26 protein-coding genes and 1 riboswitch are annotated in these 24,667 nt (G+C 51.9%); of the genes, 10 read left to right on the top strand and 16 right to left on the bottom strand.

The window, feature by feature from the left end:
• The first annotated feature begins 4 nt into the window (after positions 1–4).
• Complete coding sequence (locus ACO0LM_RS16515; RefSeq protein ID WP_423038353.1) at positions 5–475, top strand: DUF1854 domain-containing protein; 471 nt, start codon at positions 5–7, stop codon at positions 473–475.
• A gap of 9 nt (positions 476–484) precedes the next feature.
• On the opposite strand, the gene ACO0LM_RS16510 is transcribed toward ACO0LM_RS16515, so the two are convergent.
• From ACO0LM_RS16510 to ACO0LM_RS16500, 3 genes are all read right to left on the bottom strand, one after another.
• Positions 485–1,000: a GNAT family N-acetyltransferase gene (locus ACO0LM_RS16510; RefSeq protein WP_423038352.1), complete on the bottom strand. Its 516-nt coding sequence runs from the start codon at positions 998–1,000 to the stop codon at positions 485–487.
• Positions 1,001–1,174: 174 nt separating this feature from the next.
• The gene (xth, locus tag ACO0LM_RS16505) at positions 1,175–1,939 is read right to left on the bottom strand and encodes an exodeoxyribonuclease III (RefSeq protein WP_423038351.1); all 765 of its coding nucleotides are present in this window, start codon (positions 1,937–1,939) and stop codon (positions 1,175–1,177) included.
• A gap of 320 nt (positions 1,940–2,259) precedes the next feature.
• The gene (locus ACO0LM_RS16500) at positions 2,260–3,768 is read right to left on the bottom strand and encodes a leucyl aminopeptidase (protein WP_423038350.1); all 1,509 of its coding nucleotides are present in this window, start codon (positions 3,766–3,768) and stop codon (positions 2,260–2,262) included.
• Between the two features lie 50 nt (positions 3,769–3,818).
• Between ACO0LM_RS16500 and lptF the strand changes: the two genes are divergently transcribed.
• From lptF to ACO0LM_RS16480, 4 genes are all read left to right on the top strand, one after another.
• Positions 3,819–4,952, top strand: a complete 1,134-nt coding sequence (lptF, locus tag ACO0LM_RS16495; RefSeq protein WP_423038349.1) for an LPS export ABC transporter permease LptF — start codon at positions 3,819–3,821, stop codon at positions 4,950–4,952.
• Positions 4,949–6,082, top strand: a complete 1,134-nt coding sequence (gene lptG, locus ACO0LM_RS16490) for an LPS export ABC transporter permease LptG (protein ID WP_423038348.1) — start codon at positions 4,949–4,951, stop codon at positions 6,080–6,082. Before lptF ends, lptG begins: the two co-directional genes overlap by 4 nt.
• Positions 6,082–6,450 carry a sirohydrochlorin chelatase gene (locus tag ACO0LM_RS16485; RefSeq protein WP_423038347.1) on the top strand — a complete coding sequence of 123 codons (369 nt, stop codon included), beginning with the start codon at positions 6,082–6,084 and terminating at the stop codon, positions 6,448–6,450. Before lptG ends, ACO0LM_RS16485 begins: the two co-directional genes overlap by 1 nt.
• A gap of 86 nt (positions 6,451–6,536) precedes the next feature.
• Positions 6,537–7,301: a substrate-binding periplasmic protein gene (locus tag ACO0LM_RS16480; RefSeq protein ID WP_423038346.1), complete on the top strand. Its 765-nt coding sequence runs from the start codon at positions 6,537–6,539 to the stop codon at positions 7,299–7,301.
• A gap of 58 nt (positions 7,302–7,359) precedes the next feature.
• On the opposite strand, the gene cobA is transcribed toward ACO0LM_RS16480, so the two are convergent.
• The 7 genes from cobA to ACO0LM_RS16445 are packed head-to-tail and all read right to left on the bottom strand — an operon-like array spanning position 7,360 to position 14,149.
• Positions 7,360–8,079: a uroporphyrinogen-III C-methyltransferase gene (cobA, locus tag ACO0LM_RS16475; RefSeq protein ID WP_423038345.1), complete on the bottom strand. Its 720-nt coding sequence runs from the start codon at positions 8,077–8,079 to the stop codon at positions 7,360–7,362.
• 28 nt (positions 8,080–8,107) lie between these two features.
• Positions 8,108–9,424 (bottom strand): sulfate adenylyltransferase subunit 1, encoded by a 1,317-nt coding sequence (locus tag ACO0LM_RS16470; protein ID WP_423038344.1) that lies wholly within the window; start codon positions 9,422–9,424, stop codon positions 8,108–8,110.
• Positions 9,424–10,359 carry a sulfate adenylyltransferase subunit CysD gene (gene cysD / locus ACO0LM_RS16465; RefSeq protein WP_423038343.1) on the bottom strand — a complete coding sequence of 312 codons (936 nt, stop codon included), beginning with the start codon at positions 10,357–10,359 and terminating at the stop codon, positions 9,424–9,426. The genes ACO0LM_RS16470 and cysD overlap by 1 nt, the downstream gene beginning before the upstream one ends.
• Positions 10,360–10,370: 11 nt before the next feature.
• Positions 10,371–11,084, bottom strand: coding sequence for a phosphoadenylyl-sulfate reductase (locus ACO0LM_RS16460; RefSeq protein ID WP_423038342.1), 714 nt, complete (start codon positions 11,082–11,084; stop codon positions 10,371–10,373).
• Positions 11,081–11,602: a DUF934 domain-containing protein gene (locus tag ACO0LM_RS16455; protein ID WP_423038341.1), complete on the bottom strand. Its 522-nt coding sequence runs from the start codon at positions 11,600–11,602 to the stop codon at positions 11,081–11,083. The genes ACO0LM_RS16460 and ACO0LM_RS16455 overlap by 4 nt, the downstream gene beginning before the upstream one ends.
• A 17-nt stretch (positions 11,603–11,619) precedes the next feature.
• The gene (locus tag ACO0LM_RS16450; RefSeq protein WP_423038340.1) at positions 11,620–13,326 is read right to left on the bottom strand and encodes a nitrite/sulfite reductase; all 1,707 of its coding nucleotides are present in this window, start codon (positions 13,324–13,326) and stop codon (positions 11,620–11,622) included.
• A 49-nt stretch (positions 13,327–13,375) separates the two neighbouring features.
• Positions 13,376–14,149 carry a sulfite exporter TauE/SafE family protein gene (locus ACO0LM_RS16445; RefSeq protein ID WP_423038339.1) on the bottom strand — a complete coding sequence of 258 codons (774 nt, stop codon included), beginning with the start codon at positions 14,147–14,149 and terminating at the stop codon, positions 13,376–13,378.
• A 462-nt stretch (positions 14,150–14,611) separates the two neighbouring features.
• A riboswitch (FMN riboswitch) is annotated at positions 14,612–14,827 on the top strand.
• 324 nt (positions 14,828–15,151) lie between these two features.
• On the opposite strand from ACO0LM_RS16445, the gene ribB reads away from it, so the two are divergent.
• The 3 genes from ribB (at position 15,152) to ACO0LM_RS16430 (ending at position 17,240) form a co-directional block, all read left to right on the top strand.
• A complete protein-coding gene (gene ribB / locus ACO0LM_RS16440) occupies positions 15,152–15,781 on the top strand; it encodes a 3,4-dihydroxy-2-butanone-4-phosphate synthase (protein ID WP_423038363.1) in 630 nt (209 codons plus the stop codon).
• 45 nt (positions 15,782–15,826) lie between these two features.
• On the top strand, positions 15,827–16,039 hold the full coding sequence (locus ACO0LM_RS16435; RefSeq protein WP_423038338.1) for a hypothetical protein: 213 nt from the start codon (positions 15,827–15,829) through the stop codon (positions 16,037–16,039).
• A 277-nt stretch (positions 16,040–16,316) separates the two neighbouring features.
• The gene (locus ACO0LM_RS16430; protein ID WP_423038337.1) at positions 16,317–17,240 is read left to right on the top strand and encodes a methyltransferase domain-containing protein; all 924 of its coding nucleotides are present in this window, start codon (positions 16,317–16,319) and stop codon (positions 17,238–17,240) included.
• Between the two features lie 117 nt (positions 17,241–17,357).
• On the opposite strand, the gene ACO0LM_RS16425 is transcribed toward ACO0LM_RS16430, so the two are convergent.
• Positions 17,358–17,909 carry a hypothetical protein gene (locus ACO0LM_RS16425; RefSeq protein WP_423038336.1) on the bottom strand — a complete coding sequence of 184 codons (552 nt, stop codon included), beginning with the start codon at positions 17,907–17,909 and terminating at the stop codon, positions 17,358–17,360.
• Between the two features lie 125 nt (positions 17,910–18,034).
• Here ACO0LM_RS16425 and ACO0LM_RS16420 point away from each other — a divergent pair, with 125 nt between their 5' ends.
• Positions 18,035–18,979 carry a peptidylprolyl isomerase gene (locus ACO0LM_RS16420; protein ID WP_423038335.1) on the top strand — a complete coding sequence of 315 codons (945 nt, stop codon included), beginning with the start codon at positions 18,035–18,037 and terminating at the stop codon, positions 18,977–18,979.
• 99 nt (positions 18,980–19,078) lie between these two features.
• On the opposite strand, the gene ACO0LM_RS16415 is transcribed toward ACO0LM_RS16420, so the two are convergent.
• From ACO0LM_RS16415 to aat, 5 genes are all read right to left on the bottom strand, one after another.
• Entirely contained in the window at positions 19,079–19,420 is a 342-nt protein-coding gene (locus ACO0LM_RS16415; RefSeq protein ID WP_423038334.1) for a hypothetical protein, read from the bottom strand.
• A gap of 138 nt (positions 19,421–19,558) precedes the next feature.
• The gene (locus tag ACO0LM_RS16410; protein ID WP_423038333.1) at positions 19,559–20,602 is read right to left on the bottom strand and encodes an aldo/keto reductase; all 1,044 of its coding nucleotides are present in this window, start codon (positions 20,600–20,602) and stop codon (positions 19,559–19,561) included.
• Between the two features lie 57 nt (positions 20,603–20,659).
• Entirely contained in the window at positions 20,660–21,706 is a 1,047-nt protein-coding gene (locus ACO0LM_RS16405; protein WP_423038332.1) for a quinone-dependent dihydroorotate dehydrogenase, read from the bottom strand.
• Between the two features lie 86 nt (positions 21,707–21,792).
• Positions 21,793–22,524: an arginyltransferase gene (locus ACO0LM_RS16400; protein WP_422987536.1), complete on the bottom strand. Its 732-nt coding sequence runs from the start codon at positions 22,522–22,524 to the stop codon at positions 21,793–21,795.
• Complete coding sequence (aat, locus tag ACO0LM_RS16395) at positions 22,521–23,237, bottom strand: leucyl/phenylalanyl-tRNA--protein transferase (protein WP_423038331.1); 717 nt, start codon at positions 23,235–23,237, stop codon at positions 22,521–22,523. The genes ACO0LM_RS16400 and aat overlap by 4 nt, the downstream gene beginning before the upstream one ends.
• Positions 23,238–23,425: 188 nt before the next feature.
• Here aat and ACO0LM_RS16390 point away from each other — a divergent pair, with 188 nt between their 5' ends.
• The gene (locus tag ACO0LM_RS16390; RefSeq protein ID WP_423038330.1) at positions 23,426–24,628 is read left to right on the top strand and encodes an ammonium transporter; all 1,203 of its coding nucleotides are present in this window, start codon (positions 23,426–23,428) and stop codon (positions 24,626–24,628) included.
• Positions 24,629–24,667 lie beyond the last annotated feature (39 nt).

Genomic DNA, 24,667 nt, shown 5'->3' with positions numbered 1-24,667 from the left:
ACACATGAGCACCACAAAATTTGAACTCAGCCGCAATGCGTTTGGCAAACTCATCCTCACCAATGAAGCCGGTGAAGTATTTGAAGGCGTCAGCCCGGTCAGGGCATTTCCTATCCAGTCGCCATTGATCAGCATTTCCATGGTATTGAGCGATGGCCGCGAAGTGGCGTGGATAGATCAGCTTGACGATTTGTCGGAAAAATCCAGGATACTGGTACTGGAAGAGCTGGAAGGGCGCGAATTCATGCCCGAAATCAGCCGCATTGCCAGCGTCACCAGCTTTGCCTTGCCCTGCACCTGGAAAGTCAACACCGACAGGGGCGAGACAGAATTTGTGCTGAAAGGCGATGAAGACATCCGCCGTATTGGCCGCGCATCCTTACTGATTACCGATAATCACGGCATACAGTTTTTGATACGTGACATGTTTGAAATAGACAGGCATAGCCGCAAAATTCTGGATCGCTTCCTGTAATACATCCAGCTAGCCGACAAATTCGTGTGTGTAGAGCTTGGTGTCTTTCGTTTCACCAGCCAGTACCACAACGGCTTCCAGCACAAAGCCCAGGTTTTGTAGCAATTTGTTCGAGTTGTCATTCGTGGGCGAGGTGATGGCAGCCAGTGTCGACAACTGCAAGTGATTGTGCGCATAATCGACAACGGCCCTGGCGGCTTCCCTGGCATAACCCTGGCCCACATACTGCGGCAGGAAAGCATAGCCGATGTCGATATTTTTCAGGGTTTCGCGTTTTACCAGACCGCATATTCCCATGGGCTGCGCATCGTCTTTGCGTTCAACCACATACAGACTGAAGCCATTCTTTGCCTGGCTGGTCAGCGGCCCATTGATGATGGCTTCCTTTGCCGCTTCCACTGTACGTATACCCTTGTCGTGGATATTCTCGATGAAGCTGGGGTCATTGATCAGCGCTAGATAAAAGTCCGCGTCATCGATGGTCATGACTCTTAAATTCAATCTTTCCGTGCTGAGTATCTGCATTTTATTCCTGGAATCTAGTGTAGTGTTGCACTCTTCTTGCCACTTATAAAATGCGCCTTTTCCGCCGATACTGCGTCAAAAATCCTCGCAATACCTCTGTATTGCTGCGGTTTTTTCCTTGTCTCAACGAAAAATTCGCGATTTTATAAGCGCCAATCTGCGTGCAGCACTACACTAGCCAATCGTCGCAATCACCGGCGCATGATCCGATGGTTGCTCCCACTTGCGTGGTACGCGGTCGATGACGCAGGATGTGCATTGTTTTGCCAGCTCTGCCGACAACAGGATGTGGTCTATGCGCACACCTTTGTTCAGGCGGAAGCCCAGTGCACGGTAATCCCACCAGCTAAAGGATTTTTCTGCCTGTTCAAACTGGCGGAAGCTGTCTGTCAGGCCCAGGGCAATCAGGTTTTTCAGGGCAGTTCTTTCTTCTGGTGACACCAGGTTCATGCCTACCCAGGCGGCTGGGTCATGCACATCGCGGTCTTCGGGAGCGATATTATAATCACCCAGCACGGCAAGTTTGGGGTGGCGTGTCATTTCTTCCCTGATCCAGTTTTCCAGCGATGCCAGCCATTTCAGCTTGTACTGGAATTTATCGGAATCCGGCGCCTGACCATTCGGCACATAGGCGCAAATGATGCGCACGCCCAGTATGGTGGCCGCAATGATGCGTTGCTGTTCATCTTCAAACTGAGGATTGTTTTTCTGCACATCTGCGATCGGGTGTTTCGATAAAATCGCCACGCCGTTATAGGTTTTTTGTCCGGTAAAGGCGACCTGGTAACCGGCGGCTTCTATCTCTGCCTGCGGAAATTTGTCATCTGTCAGCTTGGTTTCCTGTATGCACAGGACATCGACAGGATTGGTTTCCAGCCACTGCAAGACTTGCGGCAGCCTGACCTTCAGGGAGTTAACGTTCCAGGTAACTAATTTCATGTTTTTATCGATTGTGTTGATGCGTTTTAGTCGCGCATCCGGATTAATGTGGCTGTGCTGACACAGCTTGTCTAAGCATTATTATACGGTTTCTATTTAAATGAGAATAAATCAGAACGGCCACCCTGTAGATGCCGGACTGGTTAGCATGTTACCTTGGTTATTGTGTTTTATTTACAAAACAGAAAGGCCCCTGTCTGGAAAATTCCAGCCAGGAGCCTTTTGTTTGTTTCTAAGCTTGCTTCTAAACTTATTTCTAAGCTTATTTCTGAACTATATTGCCGCTCTTAAAGCCATGTCTGCATGTAATGCAGTATAGATCAGCCTGCGCGGTTGATCAGGAAAGTGGTCAGCAAAGGCACTGGGCGACCAGTGGAGCCTTTGGCTGCGCCAGATTTCCAGGCCGTGCCAGCGATATCCAGATGCGCCCAGGTGTATTTCCTGGTGTAGCGTTCGAGGAAACAGGCTGCGGTGATACTGCCACCGGCTGGGCCGCCAATATTCGCCATATCGGCAAAATTGGATTTCAGTTGCTCGTTATAGGCTTCTTCGATAGGCATGCGCCATGCAGTATCACCAGTTTGCTTGCCTGCTGCCAGCAATTCTGCTGCCAGTTTGTCGTGCGCGTCGTCATGGCGCGTGAACAGGCCGGAATTATGGTGACCCAGGGAAGTCACGCAAGCACCGGTCAGGGTTGCCACGTCAACGACAGCTGCCGGCTTGAAGCGTTCGGCATAGGTCAGGGCGTCACACAGGATCAGGCGGCCTTCGGCATCCGTATTCAGGATCTCGATGGTTTGGCCAGACATGGATGTGACGATGTCGCCAGGGCGGGTTGCGCTGCCGGATGGCATGTTTTCGCAAGTCGGGATAACGGCGAAGACGTTCAGCTTCAACTTCATTTCACCGATGGCGCGCATGGTACCCAGTACCGAAGCCGCACCACCCATGTCGTATTTCATTTCATCCATGCCGGCACCGGCTTTCAACGAGATACCGCCAGAGTCAAAAGTGATGCCTTTGCCCACCAGAACTACAGGCGCATCCTTGGCTTTGCCGCCGTTGTGCTTGAGTACGATGAACTTCGGTGGTTCTACCGTGCCATTAGTCACAGACAGGAAACTGCCCATTTTGAGGGCTTGTATCTGTTTGCGGTCCAGCACTTCCGCAACCATTTTGTAATCGCTTGCGATTTTCTTGGCAGTATTGGCCAGGTGGGTAGGGGTGCAGATATTCGGTGGCAGGTTACCCAGTTCCTTGGTCAAGTCCATGCCATTGGCCAGGGCTTCGCTTTGCGATAAGGCATTTTTGGCAGCCGTGGCTTCTGCCGCAGTGACTGCAAATGCGACTTTCTTGACGCCAGCAGTGGATGTATCTTTCTTGCTTTTCAGTGCATCAGCACGGAAAATGCTTTCGCGGAAGGCCAGCACGGCGCTGCGGATGGACCAAGCAATGTCACGATCCTTGACCGCCGGCAGGGCCAGAACGGCGTCATTGGCACCCAGACCCGCCAGTGTACGGGCCGCAGCCTGTACTGCCTGATTGAAGGCTTTATCGCTGACTGCGGCGGCTTCTTCACCCAGGCCCACCAGCAATACGCGTTCTGCAGCAACATCAGCGATGTTGCGCAACAACAGGGAAGTACCCGCTTTTCCTGTAATATCACCAGATTTAAGGGCTGCGGCGATGTCGCCAGCCTTGTCCAGACCTGCTGCTGCAGCGGAAAGTTTCTTGTTTTCGAATACACCGACCACGATACAGCCGGTTTTAATTGCCTTATGGGCAGTCGAGGCACTTTTTGCGTCGATTGTTTTTATGCTAAAGTCCACGTATTACTCCTCTTGGTAAGTCTCGTAAAACAGATATTATAATCCTACTCATGATTTTTCAGCGCGCGCTTCGACGTGAATTAAACAGTGCCGCAGGCGCGGTCTTCACTACATTGTTCACCATCACGATCTCCGTGATGCTCATTAAAATCCTTGGACAGGCGGCAGGAGGTAAAGTTGCGTCGTCCGATGTAGTGGCCCTGATCGCCTTTACTGCCCTCATGAATATGCATATCCTGCTGTTGCTGACGGGCTTTATTTCCGTGTTGCTGGTAGTGACCCGCAGCTATCAGGATTCCGAAATGGTGGTCTGGTTCGCCTCTGGCCTGAGCCTGACGCAATGGATTGCGCCGGTGGTACGTTTTGGGGCTCCCCTCATCATCCTGACCGGCTTACTGAGTTTTATCGTCACCCCCTGGGCCAACCAGCAAAGCGTGGAATTTCGCGAACGTTTTGAAAAACGCTCGGATATCGCCAAGGTAGCGCCCGGCAAGTTCCAGGAATCCGCCTCGTCTGACCGGATTTTCTTTGTTGAAGAAGTGGCCGGTGACCTCAGCAAGGTCCAGAATATCTTCATCAATACCTATAAGGATGGCCGTTCCAGCATCGTTGTTGCCAAGGAAGGCATGATAGAAATCGACAAGCTGGGCGACAAGTTCCTGGTCATGAGCCAGGGGCGTCGTTATGATGGCGCGCCGACGGCCCCGGATTTTCAGATGATGCAGTTTGAAAAGTACGGTGTGCTGGTATCCAGCCAGAATGCCAGCGTGGCCAGTGACAAGTCAGCCAAGTCCATGCCGCTGACGGCCTTGTTGGAAAATCTCGACAGTACCAAGATGGGTGAATTGTTGTGGCGTATTTCGCTGCCGGTGATGTGTTCCGTATTGTTGTTGCTGGCGATTCCACTGGGTTACGTCAATCCCCGTGTCGGGCGTTCAGCCAACCTGATCGTGGCCTTGCTGCTGGTGGTGATGTACCTGGCCATCACGAATATATTGCAGGCGCTGGTGGTGCAGGAACGCAGCAGTTTTGGCATGGCGTGGTGGCCGCACCATCTGGTGGTGTCCTTGCTCGTCGTCGGTTTGTTCTTATGGCGTTTGAAAGTCAATAGCCGCTGGCATCCGCTGGTGTTGTGGTCCCGCTGCAAATCGAGTTTCCGTGGCAAAGAAAAGTGTCCAGCATGAAAATTTTACAAAAATATTTTGGTACGGAAATCCTGCGTGCCGTGTTATTCGTCATGCTGGCACTACTGGCCCTGTTCTCGTTTTTTGATCTTGTTAATGAGTTGCAATCTTCTGTCAACAAGGGCGGCTACCAGCTCAAGCATGCGGTCTTGTATGTCTTGCTGGGATGGCCGGGCTATATCTATGAGTTCATGCCGATTGCGGTTTTGATCGGCACCATTTACGTGCTGGCACAGTTTGCTTCCAATTCCGAGTTCACCATCATGCGTGCATCCAGCATGTCGAGCATGATGGCTGGCAGCATCTTGTTGAAGATAGGTATGCTGTTTGTCTTGCTGACCTTCTTGTTTGGGGAGGTGATTTCCCCGGTATCCAGCAAATTTGCAGAAAAGGTCAAGCTTAATGCCATCGGTGAGGCACTGGCGCAGGAGTTTCGTACCGGTTTGTGGACCAAGGACCTGGTGCGTGAAAACGGCCTGACCGGTGACGTGATCGGTTCATTGTTCCTGAACGTCAAAGAGATACTGCCAAATCGTCATTTGAAAGGCGTCAGAATATTTGAATTCGACAAGAATTTTCACCTGTCCCGCGAAGTGACCGCGACTGATGCCGAATACCTGGGCAAGAACACCTGGCGCCTGTTTGACGTGACTGAGACATCCTTCCCCAAGACACTGACGAGTGAGGACATCGCTGCAGTGAAAAGCCAAAAGCTCGATAGCCGTGACATCGTGTCAGAAGTCACACCGGATATTTTATCCGTATTGTTTGCCGACCCTGACCGCATGTCTGCCACCGACCTGGCCGCATTTACCAAGCACCTGGCGGACAATAAACAGGATGGGGAACGCTATGAAATCGCCTTTTGGAAAAAGATCACCTATCCGTTTGCAGTCCTTGTGATGATGGCACTGGCCCTGCCTTTCGCCTACCTGCATGTCAGGAGCGGTGGCGTCAGCCTGAAGATATTCAGCGGTATCATGATAGGTATGGTGTTCTACCTCATCAATGCCTTGTTTTCACATGTGGGCTTGCTCAATACCTGGCCGGCACCAGTGACGGCGCTGGTACCCAGCGTACTGTTTTTGGTGATTGCCGCCATGGGTTTGCGTTACGTGGAAAGAAATTGATGGCTGAGAAATCTGCAATGATCCTGTTCGCCCATGGTGCACGTGACCCCAGATGGGCGCAGCCTTTCCAGCGACTGCAAAAAATGACGCAGGAAAGTTTGCCGGACATCACCGTGGCACTGGCTTTTCTGGAATTTATGCAGCCCTCGCTGCCCGAACTGGTGGCCAGCCTGGTGACAGAAGGATGCCGTCAAGTCACGTTGGTGCCTATATTTTTGGGCCAGGGCGGCCACGTTTTACGCGATTTGCCAATACTGGTGGACGAACTGCGGACCAGCCACCCGGCACTTGAGGTCAGGCTCGTGAATGCTGCGGGTGAAGATGAAAGCGTTTTGTCAGCTATCCGGGATTATTGTCTGAAAGCTTGATAGCGCCTTGTTTTTCGTGCCGCTGGCTGGCATGAGTGATTGCGATTTTCTGCCACACCTACGCTGAACCCAGGGACACTATGCACATGACATCGCTGAAACTGGTACTGCGCTTGCTCTTATTTGCCTTGTTGAACTTGGCGATGCCTGTCAGCCATGCCGCTCAGGTACTGGCAGTAGGTACCGAATTTGCAAACGTATTTGAGCGCAGTGCTACCGGTGAATATACCGGTCTGGGCGTGGACATCCTGCGTGCGCTGGCGAAGCAGAACGGTGACGATATCCGGTTTGAAATCTATCCCTGGGCCAGGGCGCAATGGATGGTTGAAAATGAACAGGCACAAATACTCGTAGGTCCATACAAAACCAGCGAAAGAGAAAGCAAATTCATCTTTGCAAAAAGAGCCTTTTATCGCGACCTGATGGTCCTCTACGTGCGTAAAACTTTTGAAGTGCACTGGGATGGCAATTACACCGCTATTCCTGGTCACAGATTGGTGGTCATCAATGGCTGGGTATATGGTTCGCAATTTGAAAGTCAGCGTGCCAGTATTAAGCCGGTGCTGGCCAATACGCTCACCAATGGTTTGAACATGCTGGTGGCAAAAAGAGTGGATTTTCTGGCTGCCAATATACGTAATGCGGAAGCCACCATGAAGGCCATGGGCGTCAACAATGAACTACTGATGCTGGAACCGTATATGGACATGCAGGACGGGTATTTGGTGTATTGCAAAAACGCAGCCTGTGAGCAACTGCGCAATCACTATGATGAATTGTATGAACAGTTAAGATCAGGTGGCGCTTTGCAAGCAATGGCGCGCAAGCTCGGTGTCAGATTGCCGCCTTGAAATAAGCGGCCAAGTCTTACTCAGGACGACTTACTTCGGACGATTTACTTCGGACGATTTACTTCGGACGACTACGCGCACGCATTGCTTCACCCATCATCACCAGCACAGGCCCGGTACTGCCGGGTAAGCCATGGGCCAGGTCATTCAGGCTCATGGCCTGACTGCATTCATCCGGGCGGCTGCAATTTTCAATGATGATGACCGGCAGATTGCCAGGAAAATTGGCTGCCAGCATACGTTGCGCAGTCAACATGGCTTCCTTGCCGCCCATATACTGTACCAGAGTGTCACATTCAGGTATGCGGGTGTCGGCGCTTTCACCGGGAGCCGTGCTGGATGTGAACAGGGCCACGCTGCGGGCGATGCCGCGTTTGGTCAGTGGCTGCCGCACACTGGCGGCAGCGGCCAGGGCCGTGGTAATGCCGGGAACGATTTCATAGGCGATACCGGCTGATTCCAGTGCTGTCAGTTCTTCGTCGGCCCGTCCGAACAGCATCGGGTCGCCGCCCTTGAGGCGCACCACCAACTGATAGCTGGCGGCAGATTCCAGCATCTGTTGATTGATATGCTCTTGCGCAGCAGAGCGTTGCCCGCTGCGTTTGCCTACCGGGATTTTGACTGCCTGCGGGCACAGGTCCAGCATTTCAGCCGTGACCAAGGCATCGTACAGCACCACGTCTGCTGCGGCCAGCAGGCGGGCACCTCGTACGGTAATCAAATCTGCAGCGCCAGGGCCAGCGCCGATCAGGTACACCTTGCCTGTTGCTGTATTCACTGCTGTGCTCACTGCCGAATTCACCAGTTTATCCAAGACGTATCATGCCGGCAGCAACGGTTTGATGTGTCACTTCATCGATGAGGATGAAAGCACCGGTGGAGCGCAGGTTGCGGTAATCATCCGCAGCCAGCGCCTGGGCAACGTTCAGCGTCACGGTCGCAATATCATTCAGTTTGAGGCTGTCTGCGGGACGGCGTTCCTGGGTATTGATGTCGAGCAGGGTGTCGATGGCAGTCACTCTGGCAGCAATTTGTCGGGTGGTATGTTTCAACCAGTATTTGCGACGGATATCCAGCGCATCTTCTGACAACCAGCACAAATCGGCATTCACGGTTTTCAGCAGGGTTGCCGGGCGATCTACACCTACCAGCATGTCGCCACGCGAAATATCCACGTATTCATCCAGCAAGATGGTGACCGACTGACCGACGACTGCGGTATCAAGCGACGCATCCAGCGTCAGGATGTCTTTGACGGTGGCCGTCTGGCCACCAGGTTGCACCAGCAATTTGTCGCCCTTGCTGACTTTACCTGCTTCGATGCGGCCCATATAACCACGGAAGTCATTTGCTTCATGGCCATTGTGACGTGCGACCAGTTGTACCGGGAAGCGGAAAGGCTCGTCATGGCAGGCGTCATACACACTCAATGACTCCAGCAGTTCGATCAGGGTTGGCCCTTTGTACCATGCCAGCTTGTCACTGGCTGTCACCACATTGTCACCGGCCAGTGCAGACAATGGGATAGGACGGATGTCTTTCAGGCCCAGTTGCGTGGCAAATGCCTGATAGGCAGCGACGATGCGGTCATACACGGTCTGGTCATAGTCGATCAGATCCATCTTGTTGACGGCAACGATCACGTGTTCTATTTGCAGCAGATGGGCAATGGTGGAATGGCGTTTGGTTTGCGTCAGCAAATCCACACTGCCATCATCATTCAGTTTGACCTTGGAGACGTCGATCAGGATGATCACCGCATCTGCCGTTGATGCACCAGTCACCATGTTGCGTGTGTATTGCTCATGGCCAGGTGTATCGGCAATGATGAACTTGCGCTTCGGCGTGGCGAAATAGCGATAGGCGACGTCGATGGTGATGCCTTGTTCGCGTTCAGCTTCCAGGCCATCTGTCAGCAACGACAGGTCTATGGTGTCGCCGACGGTGCGCTTGTGTTTGGCGCGCGAGATGGCATCGAGCTGGTCAGCAAAAATACCCTTGCTGTCGAACAGCAGGCGACCAATCAAAGTGCTTTTGCCATCATCCACTGAACCAGCCGTGATGAAGCGCAAGAGGCCACGTTCTCTACCAACGGCGGCAGTCAATTGTTCTACGGCGTTCATTAGAAATATCCTTCTTTTTTACGTTTTTCCATCGAAGCTTCTGATGTCTGGTCATCCATGCGGGTGGCACCACGTTCGGTAATCTGGGTAATCGCGGTTTCGGCGATGATGGCTTCCACCGTTGCCGCATCAGACGATACCGGGCAGGTGCAAGAGATATCGCCAACCGTACGGAAGCGCACGATCTGGGTTTCTACCGTTTCACCGGCGCGTGGCGGTGTCAGGTCAGTCAGTGGTACCAGCAAGCCGTTGCGCGGAATGACCTGGCGTTCATGGGCAAAATAAATCTGCGGTAGTTCCAGTTTTTCACGGGCGATGTATTGCCAGACGTCGAGCTCGGTCCAGTTCGAGATAGGGAAAACGCGCATGTTTTCACCCGCATGAACGCGGGTGTTATACAGGTCCCACAATTCAGGGCGTTGTGCTTTCGGGTTCCATTGACCAAATTCATCACGGAAAGAGAAAATCCTTTCTTTGGCGCGGGCTTTTTCTTCATCGCGACGGGCACCACCTATGCAGGCGTCAAATTTGTGCTCGGCGATAGTTTCCAGCAAGGTTACCGCTTGTGCCGCATTGCGTGAATCAGTTGCCGGGTTGCGCAGGCGTACCGTGCCACGGCGTATCGATTCTTCGACCGAGCCAATGATCAGGCGTTCTTCCAGTTCGGCCACGCGCTTGTCGCGAAAGGCAATCACCTCAGGAAAGTTATGGCCAGTATCGATATGTACCAGCGGGAAAGGGAATTTACCCGGGCGGAAAGCCTTTTCTGCCAGGCGCAGCAAGACGATAGAGTCTTTGCCGCCGGAAAACAGCAGGGCAGGGTTGCTGCATTCAGCCGCGACTTCACGCATGATATGGATGGCTTCCGATTCCAGCCAATCCAGGTGGCGATTACTCGCAGCATCAATAAAATGGTTTTCCACGACAGTATTCATGATTTTTCTTCTCAGACAGCTTGTTTAATTCGGACCAGTTTGCCATCGACTACATGCAGGCCGCATTCTTTTGAATCCGGGTTTTCCCACCACCAGCGACCAGCCCTGACATCTTCACCCGGCTGTATGGCACGGGTACAGGGTTCACAGCCTATGGATGGATAGCCTTTGTCATGCAGAGGATTGTAAGGCACATTGTTGCTTCTGAGATAGTGCCAAACGTCTTCTTCTGACCAATCCGCCAAAGGATTGAATTTTTGCAGGCCATGTGTTGCATCATCTTCTTGTATAGCAAGTTCAGTACGGGTGGCCGACTGGGCGCGACGCTGACCGGTAATCCAGGCCTTGTTGCCTGCCAGGGCACGTTTCAGTGGTTCCACCTTGCGTATGCGGCAGCATTCCTTGCGCATCTCCACGCTGTCGTAAAACGCATTCAGACCATGCTGGCTGACATAGGCTTCGACGGCGGCAGCTTCAGGTTTGAACAGCCTGATTTCGGTGCCATAGGTTTCCTTGACTTTATCCAGCATGCCCAGGGTTTCTGCATGCAGGCGTCCGGTTTCCAGCGAGAAAATGCTGATGTTCAGCTTATTGCGCAAAATCAGGTCAGTCAATACCATATCTTCGGCAGCCAGGCTGGAGGCAAACACGGCTGGTGCGTAGTCGGCAGCAATCTTGTCAAGCGTAGCCTTGGTAGCGGCAAGACGTTCCTGGAAATCACTCATACCGCTGCTCCACTGCGCTCTGCACGACGGAACAAGGGATTCTTTTCATCCCATGAAGTCTGGTATTTTTCAGAAAAATCAGTCAGGCCCTTGATGGCGTCGTGGATATTCTTGTCTTCACGTGTGGCAAAGGCATTGAAACCTACGCGCTGCATGTAAAACAACTGGTCGCGCAAGACATCGCCGATGGCGCGCAATTCGCCGTTAAAACTCAGGCGTGAACGCAAATTGTAGGCGATGGAATAACCACGGCCATCTGAAAATTTAGGAAAATCCACTGCCAGCAGACTAAAGCGACTGATATCTTCTTTCAAATCCTTTGCTTGCTCATCACTGCTGAACCAGACAGCCAGGTCAGTGCGACTCAACAGGCTTTCACGTTGCAGCAACCACACTTTCAGCGGGATGATGACTTTGCCAGGCGGTACGCTGACGGCATCCGGTGTTTCATTTTCATCCAGGCGCAATACGGTCCAGTCGTCGGCTACGATGGTTTTGTCTTTAATAATTTCTCGCATGATGCACTTTCTTAATTTCAGTAGCTGACAGCAGTACCGGCGTCTTCACCATGATGTTCATTGGTACGTATCGGTGTTGCATACACAAATTCCTTGAAGGGCGCGATACCCAGGCGTTGTGCGGTATCGATGAAGCGCTCATTTTCAAGGCGGTCACGCACATACACTTGAATGATGCGGTCTATCACCTCCGGCATTTGGCCAGCTGCGAAAGACGGGCCGATGATCTTGCCTATGGCGGCATTATTGCCTTGCGCACCACCGATGGACACCTGGTAAAACTCGCTGCCGTCTTTGTCCACACCCAGAATGCCGATATTGCCAATGTGGTGATGACCGCAGGCATTGATACAACCGGACATATTCAATTCCAGGTCACCAATATCATGCAAGTAATCAAGATCACTAAACCGGTCCGTGATATCCAGGGCGATAGGGATGGATTTGGCATTCGCCAGCGCGCAGAAGTCACCGCCAGGGCAGCAAATCATGTCGGTCAGCAAACCTACATTAGGTGTCGCCAGGCCATGCGCTTTGGCTTCTTGCCACAGTGAGAACAGGGCAGATTGCTGCACGTCCGACAGAACAATATTTTGCTCATGCGTGACGCGCAGCTCAGAAAAACTATAACGATCAGACAGGTCAGCAATAAAATCCATTTGTCCTGCTGTGGCATCACCTGGCGGGACGCCTGGTTTTTTTAATGACAAAACCACACTCGCATAACCGGCTACTTTATGTGATTTGACATTGCGTTTAATCCAGTTGGAAAATGCTTTGTTATCAGTCTTGTGCTGTTCATAGGTGGCGTCGCTTGCTGGCAAGTTCAAGTACGCAGGCGTACTGAAATACGAGGCTACCCTTTGCAATTCTTCATGCGTCAGCGTACCAGGACCATCTTTGATGTCGGCCCATTCTTCTTCAACCTGCCTGGCAAACACATCTGCACCGATGGCCTTGACGAGGATCTTGATGCGTGCCTTGTATTTATTGTCACGTCTTCCGTGTTGATTATAAATACGCAGGATGGCTTCGAGATAAGTCATCACATGCTGCCATGGCAGAAATTCGCGAATCACACTTCCCAATATGGGTGTGCGACCCATGCCGCCGCCAACCATGACCTTGAAACCGACTTCGCCCGCTTCGTTGTGTACGACGGTCAGGCCAATGTCATGTACCGCGATTGCGGCGCGATCTTCCAGTGCGCCATTGATGGCGATTTTGAACTTGCGCGGTAAGTACGCGAATTCAGGGTGGAAGGTAGTCCATTGGCGCAAAATTTCGGCATAAGGACGTGGGTCTATCACCTCGTCAGCCGCAACACCAGCAAATTCGTCCGAGGTGATATTACGCATGCAATTACCAGAGGTCTGGATAGCATGCATTTCTACACTAGCCAATTCTTCCAGAATCTTGGGCGAATCTTCCAGATTGATCCAGTTGTACTGGATATTTTGACGGGTAGTAAAGTGACCATAGCCCCGGTCATATTCACGGGCAATATGGGCAAATTTGCGCATCTGATTCGACGACAGCATGCCGTAGGGTACGGCAACGCGCAGCATGTAGGCATGCCGCTGATTGTACAAACCGTTTTGCAAACGCAAGGGCAGAAATTCTTCTTCTGTCAATTCATTAGAAAGGCGACGCGCTACTTGATCGCGGTATTGTACGATACGTTCTTTGATGATTTGGTGATCGTGCTGGTCGTAACGATACATCTTTAATTACCCATAAAATACGTGTGTAAGTACGCAATTGCAAACACAGTTAAAAGACAAGTTTGGCGGCAACCAGAGTTAAAGTGGTTGCCAGCAAGCCACGTAAAAATTTTTCAGGGACGGCGCGAGCCGCCATCGAACCCAGCGTGATACCCGGCAGAGAGCCGATCAGCAAGCTGCCCAGCAAGACCCAGTCTATCGAACCCAGCCACCAGTGTCCAAAGGCGGCAATGGCAGTCAATGGCACGGCATAGGCAATATCAGTGCCGGCGATGTGCGCAGCAGACATGCGTGGATACAGCATCACCAGCAAGGTCGCGCCGATGGCACCGGCACCGATGGAAGAAATGGTCACCAGCGTTCCCAGCAAGGCACCAGCTGCGATCGTGGCTATGGCCAGGTTTTTGCCTTGCAATTGCTTTTCTGGGTGATTATTCAACCAGTTCAGCATCTTGCCCTTGAACAGCAGGGCAACCACGGTCAGCAGCACGGAAACAGCGATGGAATAGCGTATGAGTTGACCAATTTCCTTGTCCAGCGTGCCAAAATGCTTGAGAAACAGGGTGGCAACCACAGCTGCTGGCAGGGCACCATAGCATAGCAGGCGGACCACATTCCATTCAACCGTGCCACGCAGGCGATGGGTAAAAGTGCCAGTGGCCTTGGTGATCGAAGCAAAGGCGAGGTCGGTTCCTACCGCGACTGTCGGCGAGACGCCAAACAGCAGGGTAAGCAGGGGGGTCATGAGCGAGCCGCCACCCACGCCGGTCAAGCCGACCAGGGTGCCAACAGCAAATCCCGAAAATATATAGGTTAAAGTCATATCGCCTCGCGCAAAGTAGGTGCATCGTAATGAATTCAGGCTTTATTCCAAACTACTTAGTATTCATTTGCTTATATACGTATTTGATATATACAAAATCACTGACCTGATATTGTCTTTAGTTTAATTCATGAGCTGAACATAAATGATTTAAAAGCCAGGATAAGCAAGAAAGCTTGTGCTTTTGACGTGTTTTTTTTGACTGAATGACACTGAAGCCTGCAAATGGACCTGATATACCGCTTGCAGGACAAGAAGGCCGATGGCCTTTAAGAATGAGCATAGATGTTGCTACGTGGAAATGCCAGCTAAATCAGACAACATTTTTAACAATTGTATTGATCGACGCTCTTGAATGGATAAGCGTTAAACATGACGACAGCAGAATGAGTTGTCAGCCCGGCTATCAGTAAGGGTTTCGATTTTTACGTATAATCAACAAGCCGAATAACTCGGTAGGTTGTACGTCTTCAGGGCGGGGTGTAATTCCCCACCGGCGGTAAATTTGCAGGTATTTCTTGGTGATGACCTGGTCATGCCTTGCTTATCCTGCAGACAAGCCCGCGAGCGCTTGCAGTCAAAGGCAGAATCAGGAAGTCGCTGAAACTGCATGCAAGGTCAGCAGATCTGGTGTGATTCCAGGGCCGACGGTCATAGTCCGGATGAGAGAAGATGCGCCTTATGTAAGAACGTGTTTACGATCTGTAGCGAGCGAGCGTCAGCGGGGTAAGGGTAACAAAAGCGCAGCGCAAAAAGCGGAATGGTCTTAAGACCATGAGCATTTTGAGCAGCGCATGAGCCTCGCGTGGACTCCGATTGCGCACGCGCAGTAAGATCGTAAGCAGGTTCTAAAGCACCTATGGTCACGACCATGGGCGCTCGCGTTTGGCTATTCGTTTTTTGCTCCCTGAAACGTCTTTTGCACATTTACTTTTGCCGGAGCGTTTCATTATGTTGAATACCATCATTACCCATCCTTCTTCCAGTTCTGCTGAACCGGAAATGCTTTCCCTTAGTCCATTTGAACAACGCCTGCCCAGAGCGCTGGAAGACCTTCGTAACGGTCGTCCGGTCTTGCTCATGGATGACTTTGACCGCGAAAACGAGGCCGACCTTATCGTTGCCGCCGAAAAAATCACGCTTGAATCCATGGCCAGGCTGATACGTGATTGCAGTGGCATCGTTTGTTTATGTCTGACTGACGACAAATTGCAGCAACTCGATCTGCCTCCCATGGTCATCAATAATGAAAGTCGCTATGGCACAGCTTTTACCGTGTCAATAGAGGCCAGACAGGGCGTGACCACGGGTGTGTCTGCTGCTGACCGTGTCACCACTATACTGACTGCCATCGCACCTGATGCCAAACCTGAACATCTGGCCCGACCCGGCCATGTCTTCCCTTTGCGGGCTGCACCCGGCGGCGTCCTCAGCCGGCGTGGCCATACCGAAGGTTCGGTCGATCTGGCACAGATGGCGGGCTTGTCCCCCGCGGCTGTCTTGTGTGAATTGATGAATGCCGATGGCAGCATGGCCAAGGGCGAGCAAATCATCGAATATGCAGTCACCCATGATATGGTGGTGTTGACGATCGATGAACTGGCACGCTATCGGGAGCAAGCCGGGGTGTAAAATCGGGGTGTAACAACCATTAAGTTCATCTCAGGAGTGACGGTCATGCCTATGCCAAGGAAAGTGTGCTTGCTGGCAATTTTGTTGACCGTCACGTTGACGCCTGTCGACATGCATGCCGAACCGGCAGCTTGGTACAAATGGCGCAGCAAACTGAATACCCATGTAGTCTGTTCCCAAACCTCGCCCGGCGAGGGCTGGGAACAACTGACTACCGCGTATCGTGATGCCCGCTGCGAAAAGCCAAAGAAAAACTGATGGCGTGTTTCCGCAATTCTTCTTGCACATCGCGGCTTCTTTGCATAAAGTTAATTCATCGGCAAATGGCATGCTTATATCTTTACCATAAGCAAGAACTGATGCCGATTCTTCGTTCAACTCCACGATTCGCTTCTTCATAAGCCAAGGATAATCAGTCTCTCAAGCCGCACGCAAAATGATATAAAAAATTGCTTGTTGCCAGCGAAAATTGACTGTCCTGCAGCACTTCCCAGATGGCAGCCACATCATGAAACCAGGAAACGAAGGAGTTACCATGTTGAACGAACGTGAGGCAGAGAGCTGCTACCTCGGTCAGTTTATTCCCCTGCAGTACCATCACAATATGTTGATGGATTTAAACCGTATGGACAACTTCAAAGCGGCGATACGACGCCAGGTGTTTGAAGGTGCCAAAGTGCTGGAGCTGGGTGGTGGCACTGGCGTGCTGTCCTGGTTTGCCGCGCAGGCTGCGTCCAAGGTGTATTGCGTCGAATTCAACCCGGACATGGTGGATGAAGCACGTCGTTTGCTGGCCATGAACCGCTATGGCGAAAAAGTTGAAGTCATCCATGCCGATGCATTTGAATACCTGCCGCCAGAGCCAGTCGACGTTGTTATCTGCGAGATGATACACGTGGCCATGCTGCGTGAAAAACAGGTAGAAGTCATCGAGAATTTTAAAAAGCGTTATGCCGCCAGGTTTGGCGGCCCCTTGCCTGTATTCATTCCTGAAGCCGTGGTCATGGCGGTGCAGCCCTTGCAACAGGCCTATGATTTTTCTGGTTACCAGGCACCCATTATTCAATTCCAGCAAGCCGGTGTATTTTCCGCCGACACTGTGGAACTGGCACAGCCTGCCTTGTATAGCATCATCGATTTCAACCAGGACAATGAGTTGCAAATTCGCTGGGAAGGCCATTTCACCATAGAGCGCGCAGGCACCGTCAGCGCCTTGCGTTTTGTCACCAAGAATATCCTGGCGGTGTTGATGGAAACTTCCTCCACCATAGACTGGCTGAATAATTATATGGCCTTGCCGGTGGCACAGCCGGTAGCGGTCAAAGAGGGCGATATTCTGCAAGTCAGCTTCCAGTATCGTGCTGGTGGTTCTATCGCATCCCTGCAGAATTCCATGCGTGTGGAAGTCAAATCCACCGCATCGGCACGTGCCCGCCATTTGTCGCTGGCCTATGGTTGAATAGTTTCGGGATATAAAACAGGACTTAGAACCTATTTTCCTAAGTCCTATAAAGAGCCTGCATTTGTCTCATTTTTGTTTATTCAGATGCAGACTCTTTTTGTTTGATGACAAAGCTTATTCTGAAGACCTGTCCTCACTATTTTCTGGATGTGCCAGCGCCTGTTGTATCAATTCTTCATCAGTAATCGGTGGCATTTCATTGAGTTCTTCTGGCGTGGGCTGATCCGCTAATTTTAGTGCATGCTCACCAAGAAATCCCAGAGCTGCCTGCGCTGTTTCTGCTTCATCCGGCGGACCGGCCTTTGCAGTCACGCCGTCGTCGTTCGACAGGTTTTCCAGACTGTCATCCAGATCGTATTCATTGCTGTTCCCTTCCACTGCCAGGGCTTGCTGCAACAAGTCATCGTCTGATATGGGCGGAAGTTCAGCCAGTTCCTGATCTGTTGATTCCTCAATAGCCTCAATAGCCACAACAGAGGAATTTTGAGAGACGGGCAGAGTGCCGCTTGTTACCGGGTCTGACGGAACTTTTGTTTTGCCGGGATTATCTAAATTTTTCAGGTAGGCAGCAAAGTCCCCATTATCTGGAGTGTCATTCTTCATCATTTGCAGTGTTGTTAAGTGGTCGATACAGGCGCCTGTTTCTTGCAGTAGCCGCAGTTTCAAGTCAGTGATTCCACATTCCCGCTATATTTTTGGTATATGGACAAAACTATTTCCTTCGCGTATGGTCTCAAATCCTGAACGTTGCGCTTATTCCTTATTTTCCGCATCTTACCTGGAGTCAAACAATGTCTTTACGTTTTACTGTTCCGCATGCCCGAAAATTAATGATTGCCCATCTGCTTGCCGGGTTCATGGTATCTGGCCTGGCCCAGGCTGCTCCTGTAGTTGCCAAGGTAGCACCGCTTAAATCAAAACAGACGATGGCGGATTTGATCAAGGCTTCCAGCAACACTGACTGGCGCCCTTTGAATCCAGATAATACCCTGTATATGGAACTGGAAAAAGGTCGTGTCGTGATTGAACTGGCGCCGGATTTTGCACCCAATCACGCCCAAAACATCAAGGCTCTGGTGCGTGAAGGCTATTTCGATGGCCTGGCCATCGTGCGTTCACAAGAAAACTATGTCGCACAGTGGGCAGACCCGGATGAAAAGCGGGAAGTGAAAACTGCCAAGCGTCAACTGGCTGGTGAATTTACCGTCAAATACGCATCCAGCCTGCCTTTCACCCGTTTGCCTGATGTCGATGGGTTCGCCCCGCAAGTGGGCCATGCGAATGGCTTTCCCGCTGGGCGTGATCCCAAGGCGGGCACCGCCTGGCTCGCGCATTGCTATGCCAGCGTCGGCGTTGCACGGGGTGCTGAATCGAATAGTGGCGATGGTACTTCGCTATATGTCGTCACCGGCCATGCACCAAGGCAGCTGGACAGAAATATTACCGTGGTCGGCCGTGTCATGCAGGGCATGGAATTATTGACGACACTGCCGCGTGGTAAAGGTAATCTGGGGTTTTATGAAAAAGCCGAAGAGCGCACGCCGATCAAATCCATCAAGATCGCGGCTGACGTACCCGAAGCAGAACGCAGCAAGCTGGAAATCGTACGCACCGATACCGCAACGTTCAAATCCATTGTCGAAGCACAAAGAAATCGTGGAGGTGACTGGTATAAGGTACCGGCAGGCTATATCGATCTGTGCAATGTACCCGTGCCGGTACGCGCACAAAAATAAGCTGTTTGCGATGAGCCCGGCAAGCTAAAGAAAGTAAACAAGAATGTAGGCACAGAAAAATTTCTGGCCTGCATTTTTACTTTGCCACCATGAGCTTGATCAGGCAGTTTGGTCTGGCGCAGTTGCCGGTTTTGCTTTGGCAGACAGGGTCGTGACATCAACGCCGTTTCTCAGTGCTTCCAGTCCAGGTGGTTCGGCGTTAAACCAAAGCCAGCCGGTATCGGTTGCACCGTTGTTGATACTCCATTGCTTGAACCCGCCAGTGATATACACACTGACAAACCCCAGGGCAAGAACAGCAACAATGACGGTGGCAGAGAAAGACGCCATCTTGAACAACGAAGCGCCAGGAAAGGCGCTGTATGAAAATGCCATCAACAAGCCCATAATGGCCAGGATGCAGACGGTAAGCTTGATGATGGTGATACGCAATTGGGACATCTCGGTTCTCCGGTAAAAGGATCAATAGGCGTTTGTTGCAATTGCAATTTGATTCTACGCCATATTCATCGAATTTGCCGGACAATCGACAACAGCCTGTCGTACTGTCCGGCAGACCACCGTTTACCTCTGCATTATTTATTGCCCAGGATTGTGAAACTCTTCATGGATCTGGTTGATTCCCGCTATCAGTTCATCATTGAGACTGACTTCGAGGGCGTCAATGTTTTCTTTCAACTGCACCAGATTCGTCGCACCGATAATGGTGCTGGCGACGAACCAGCGCGAATAGCACCAGGCCAGCGCCAACTGGCTGGGTGTCAGGCCGTTGGCGCGTGCCAGTTCTGCATAGCGCTTGCTGGCAGCGAATACGCTGGCACGCAGGTAGCGTGGGCTCCAGGTAGATGGAAACAGGGTCAGGCGACCAGGGGCCTGGGCATTGTCTATGTATTTGGCGCTGAGTTGACCAAAGGCCAGCGGGCTGTATGCCAGCAAACCGACTTTTTCACGATAACAGGTTTCATCCAGGCCCTGTTCAAAAGAGCGATTCACCAGGCTGTAGGCATTTTGTATGCTGGCGATACGCGGTGCGCCCTGCAGGTCTGCCTGTTTGACAAATTCGCTGACACCCCAGGCACTCTCATTCGACACACCAAAAGCGCGAATCTTGCCTTCCTTCACCAGCGCATGCAAGGCGGCCACGGTATCGGCAATCGCAGTGCAGGGGCGTTCCAGTTCAGGGTTAAACTGCTTTTGACCAAAGATGGGCACATTGCGGCTGGGCCAGTGCAATTGATACAGATCGATATAGTCAGTCTGCAAGCGTTGCAGGCTGGTTTCTACCGCTGCCCGCAAGTTTTTTTCATCGAGATCTGTCTCGCCATTGCGCATCCAGTTCATGCCACGGGAAGGACCAGCGGCTTTGGTCGCCAGTATGACATCACTGCGCTTGCCGGATTTTTTCAGCCAGGTACCGATGTATTGTTCTGTCCTGCCCTGGGTCGCGGCGCGTGGCATGACGGGATACATTTCTGCCGTATCGATAAAATTGATGCCGCGTTCCAGCGCATAATCCAACTGCTCATGTGCCTGTGCTTCGGTATTCTGTTCGCCAAAGGTCATGCTGCCCAGGCAAATCGTGCTGACATTTAATTGGCTGTCGCCTAACAGTACTTTTTTCATGTTTGCTTTTATCTGAACTTATTTTCTTGGTTTATTTGCTTAGCTTATTTGCTTAGCTTATTTGCTTAATCGTATGGTGTCGGCACATTCCTTAACCAGCGCCGGGCCCTGGTAAATCAGGCCAGAATACAATTGAATCAGTGCCGCACCTGCCTGCATTTTTGTTACCGCATCAGCGCCAGAAAAAATCCCGCCCACACCGATGATGGGTAATTCATTTCCTAATTCTGCCTTCAAGGCGCGTATCACGCGATTCGATGCTTCAAACACCGGTTTGCCCGACAGGCCACCCGCTTCTTCTGCATGTGGCAAACCTTGCACCGCGTCACGAGTAATCGTGGTGTTGGTGGCGATGACCCCATCGAGCTTGTGGCGCAACAGGGCTTCGGCTATGGTCTTGATCTGTTCTGCATCGATGTCAGGTGCAATTTTAAGCGCAACCGGCACATAACGCTTGTGCTCGTCTGCCAGGCGCAACTGGGCTTGCTTTAATTGTGACAGCAAAGCGTCCAGCTCGCTGGCACCCTGCAACTGACGCAGGTTCTTGGTGTTGGGCGAAGAGATGTTCACCGTCACATAACTGGCATAGGGGTAGACCCTGGTCAGGCAATGCAGGTAATCATCGGCTGCGCGTTCTATCGGCGTGTCGGCATTCTTGCCTATGTTTAAACCCAGTACACCTTGTTTATCTTGATAAAAGCGTGATGCCTGCACGTTACTGACAAAGGCATCCACACCACCGTTATTGAAACCCATGCGGTTGATGATGGCTTCTGCCTGGGGCAGGCGAAACATGCGCGGCCTGGGGTTACCCGCTTGTGCGCGCGGTGTCACCGTACCAATTTCAATCGATCCAAAACCCAGCGCTGCCAAACCATCAATGCAGGCACCATCTTTGTCCAGACCGGCAGCCAGGCCTACAGGATTGGGAAAGCGCACACCCATGACCGTGCGTGCGTCATCAGCGGGTTTGCGACCAAACATGCCAGCCAGGCCCAGTTTGCTGGCACCTTGCAGCGCGGGTAAAGTCAGGTGATGCGCATTTTCCGGGTCCATTGCAAACAGGGCAGGGCGGACCAGGGAATAAAGAAGTTTCGCGGACATGAAATTATGAGGGGAAGAAAAAGTGAAAAAATAGTGGTGACGAACGTGGAAGATGCAGTGGCCTGCACGAGACGATCAATACAGCGTCATGCCTCGCGCAAGGTCTGCCAGCGTCCCTGCATCAAGGCATCCAGCGGGCGGAAATTGGTTTTGTAAGCCATCTTGGGGCTGGCCGCAATCCAGTAACCCAGATACACATACGGCAGCTTTAACAACCGGGTTTGCTCTATCTGCCACAGCACATTGTAGGTACCGTAAGATGCGGATACATCGTCCGGATCATAAAAGGTATATACCGATGACAGGCCATCAGTCAGCACATCGATAATGCTGACCATGCGCAAGACTTGCTGTTCATCCCTGAACTCCACCAGGCGGGTATTGACCCGGCTTTGCAGTAAAAATTGGGCATACTGGTCGCGGCTGTCATGGTCCATGCCGCCACCGGCATGGCGCTCGCCCTGATAGCGCTGATAGAGCTCATAGTGTTCTTGCGCATAACTAAGGCTGGTGACGCGCGCCGTCAGCTTGCCGTGTTTTTTCCAGGCGCGCCGCTGGCTGCGATTGGTTTCAAATTCCTGCACGCGTATACGCACTGGCGTGCAGGCCTGGCAGTTATCGCAATGCGGTCGGTAGATAAAGATGCCGCTACGCCGGAAACCACTCTTCACCAGTTCTGAATACGCATCCGCATTGATCAGATGTGCAGGCGTTGCCACCTGCGAGCGCGCCTGCAAGCCTTCCAGATAACTGCAAGGGTAGGGCGCTGTCGCATAAAATTGTATGCTGGCGAAAGGTAGTTCGTTAAGTTGGGTCACAGACTGATCTTGTTGGTGATGGTCCAATCGGTAATGGCTGGCAGGGCAGTGGCATGTTCCAGTCGGCGCAAAAACTCGCTGCGTGCAATCGGTTTTGCGCCCAGAGATGCCAAATGTCCTGTCTCTTGCTGGCAGTCTATCATTTTCACGTCATGTTCACGCAAGAAAAATACCAGGTGGCTCAGGGCAATTTTAGAGGCATCCGTGACCCTGGCAAACATGGATTCACCATAGAACATGCGCCCTATGCAAACGCCGTAAGCCCCACCCACCAGTTCCCCGTTCAGCCACACCTCTGCCGAATGAGCATAACCCGCTTTGTGCAAATCACAATAACCGGCCACGATGTCTTCAGAAATCCAGGTGCCTTCCCGGTCCTTGCGTGGCGCGGCACAGGCGCGCATCACCTGTTCAAAGGCAGTGTCAAAGCGTAGCTGCCAGCGGTCATCTTTACTGATCTGGCGCAGGCGCTTTTTCAAGCTGGCGGATACCTTGAAGTCTTGCACTTGTAACACCATGCGTGGATCGGTAGACCACCACAGTATCGGCTGCCCCTCAGAAAACCAGGGGAAAATGCCATTCCTGTAGGCATACAACAGGCGGCTGGCCGATAAATCGGCTCCGGCTGCCAGCAAGCCTGCCGCCCCGTCTTTTTCTGTAAGCGCCGTGCTGGGGTGAGGGAAGGGGCTATCTGCTTCCAGCCAGGGTATCACGTTGCCATTCCATAGTGATGCACCAAAAAAACGCCATTTTTTAGTGCGGGGTGATGCCCCGCTAACTCATCCAAACTTAAATTCTTCATTAAATCAATCACTTATCAATTTGCACTAAATTGGAACGTATTTTGCTTTATCGGTGCGCCATTTATATAAATCTGCACTTTTATTGGGAGAATTTTTGCATGACCGCACAAAATAGTAGCACCGATGCATTGTTTATCTTGTTGGGCGCCATCATGATTCTAGCAATGCACGCCGGTTTTGCGTTTTTAGAATTAGGTACAGTACGCAAGAAAAACCAGGTCAATGCCCTGGTCAAGATTCTTGTTGATTTTGCCGTATCCACCATTGCCTATTTCTTTGTGGGCTATACCGTTGCCTATGGCGTACAGTTTTATTCCGGGGCCGAAGTGCTGGTTGCCAAAAACGGTTTTGAACTGGTCAAGTTCTTTTTCTTGCTGACCTTTGCCGCTGCCATACCCGCCATTATCTCAGGTGGTATTGCCGAACGGGCAAAATTTCACCCACAACTGATTGCCACAGCCTTGCTGGTAGGTGTCTTGTACCCTTTCTTTGAAGGTATCGCCTGGAACCAGCGTTTTGGCATACAGGCCTGGCTGAAAATGGCATTTTCTGAAGAATTTCATGACTTTGCCGGTTCTGTCGTCGTGCACGCCTTTGGCGGCTGGGTTGCCTTGCCCGCCGTCTTGTTGCTGGGGGCACGTCGGGGCCGCTACATGAAAAACGGTGCCATTGCCGCCCACCCGCCATCCAGCATCCCTTTCCTGGCGTTGGGCGCATGGATACTGACAGTAGGCTGGTTCGGCTTCAACGTCATGAGCGCACAAACTCTGGACAAAATGAATGGCCTGGTGGCCATCAATTCCCTGATGGCCATGGTTGGTGGCACCCTGGTGGCATTCTTGATGGGCAAGAATGACCCAGGTTTCGTCTATAACGGCCCACTGGCGGGCCTGGTGGCGGTCTGCGCCGGTTCTGATCTCATGCATCCGCTGGGCGCGCTGGTCACCGGTGGCATTGCCGGTGCCATCTTTGTCTGGATGTTTACCTGGACCCAGAATAAATGGAAGGTGGATGATGTATTGGGTGTCTGGCCCCTGCATGGTTTGTGTGGTGCCTGGGGTGGTATCGCCGCCGGCATCTTTGGCATGAAGTCTTTGGGCGGCCTGGGTGGCGTCAGCTTCATGTCGCAACTGCTGGGCACGCTGATGGGTGTGGCGATTGCTTTTGTCGGTGGCTATGTTATCTATGCCAGCCTGAAGAAACTGATAGGCATACGCCTGGACCCGGAAGAAGAGTTTGAAGGCGCAGATTTATCGATACACAAAATCTCGTCCACTGCCGAACGCGAAACCAGTTGGTGATGACGAAAAAAATGGGCGATCAATTCGCCCATTTTTATG

Origin of the sequence: Undibacterium sp. Di26W (genome assembly GCF_049340265.1) — a bacterium.
Taxonomy (GTDB): Bacteria; Pseudomonadota; Gammaproteobacteria; order Burkholderiales; family Burkholderiaceae_D; genus Undibacterium.
Note: the sequence above shows the minus strand (reverse complement) of the source record. Positions and strands in the feature narration are given on the sequence as shown.

Coding starts and splice junctions, on each gene's coding strand:
- ribB (WP_423038363.1), top strand. CDS start 15,152: ATGCTTTCCCTTAGTCCATTTGAACAACGCCTGCCCAGAGCGCTGGAA.
- lptF (WP_423038349.1), top strand. CDS start 3,819: ATGATTTTTCAGCGCGCGCTTCGACGTGAATTAAACAGTGCCGCAGGC.
- ACO0LM_RS16430 (WP_423038337.1), top strand. CDS start 16,317: ATGTTGAACGAACGTGAGGCAGAGAGCTGCTACCTCGGTCAGTTTATT.
- ACO0LM_RS16480 (WP_423038346.1), top strand. CDS start 6,537: ATGACATCGCTGAAACTGGTACTGCGCTTGCTCTTATTTGCCTTGTTG.
- ACO0LM_RS16455 (WP_423038341.1), bottom strand. CDS start 11,602: ATGCGAGAAATTATTAAAGACAAAACCATCGTAGCCGACGACTGGACC.
- ACO0LM_RS16445 (WP_423038339.1), bottom strand. CDS start 14,149: ATGACTTTAACCTATATATTTTCGGGATTTGCTGTTGGCACCCTGGTC.
- ACO0LM_RS16415 (WP_423038334.1), bottom strand. CDS start 19,420: ATGTCCCAATTGCGTATCACCATCATCAAGCTTACCGTCTGCATCCTG.
- lptG (WP_423038348.1), top strand. CDS start 4,949: ATGAAAATTTTACAAAAATATTTTGGTACGGAAATCCTGCGTGCCGTG.
- ACO0LM_RS16450 (WP_423038340.1), bottom strand. CDS start 13,326: ATGTATCGTTACGACCAGCACGATCACCAAATCATCAAAGAACGTATC.
- xth (WP_423038351.1), bottom strand. CDS start 1,939: ATGAAATTAGTTACCTGGAACGTTAACTCCCTGAAGGTCAGGCTGCCG.
- ACO0LM_RS16485 (WP_423038347.1), top strand. CDS start 6,082: ATGGCTGAGAAATCTGCAATGATCCTGTTCGCCCATGGTGCACGTGAC.
- cysD (WP_423038343.1), bottom strand. CDS start 10,359: ATGAATACTGTCGTGGAAAACCATTTTATTGATGCTGCGAGTAATCGC.
- ACO0LM_RS16510 (WP_423038352.1), bottom strand. CDS start 1,000: ATGCAGATACTCAGCACGGAAAGATTGAATTTAAGAGTCATGACCATC.
- ACO0LM_RS16390 (WP_423038330.1), top strand. CDS start 23,426: ATGACCGCACAAAATAGTAGCACCGATGCATTGTTTATCTTGTTGGGC.
- ACO0LM_RS16470 (WP_423038344.1), bottom strand. CDS start 9,424: ATGAACGCCGTAGAACAATTGACTGCCGCCGTTGGTAGAGAACGTGGC.
- ACO0LM_RS16405 (WP_423038332.1), bottom strand. CDS start 21,706: ATGTCCGCGAAACTTCTTTATTCCCTGGTCCGCCCTGCCCTGTTTGCA.
- ACO0LM_RS16515 (WP_423038353.1), top strand. CDS start 5: ATGAGCACCACAAAATTTGAACTCAGCCGCAATGCGTTTGGCAAACTC.
- ACO0LM_RS16410 (WP_423038333.1), bottom strand. CDS start 20,602: ATGAAAAAAGTACTGTTAGGCGACAGCCAATTAAATGTCAGCACGATT.
- ACO0LM_RS16460 (WP_423038342.1), bottom strand. CDS start 11,084: ATGAGTGATTTCCAGGAACGTCTTGCCGCTACCAAGGCTACGCTTGAC.
- ACO0LM_RS16420 (WP_423038335.1), top strand. CDS start 18,035: ATGTCTTTACGTTTTACTGTTCCGCATGCCCGAAAATTAATGATTGCC.
- ACO0LM_RS16435 (WP_423038338.1), top strand. CDS start 15,827: ATGCCTATGCCAAGGAAAGTGTGCTTGCTGGCAATTTTGTTGACCGTC.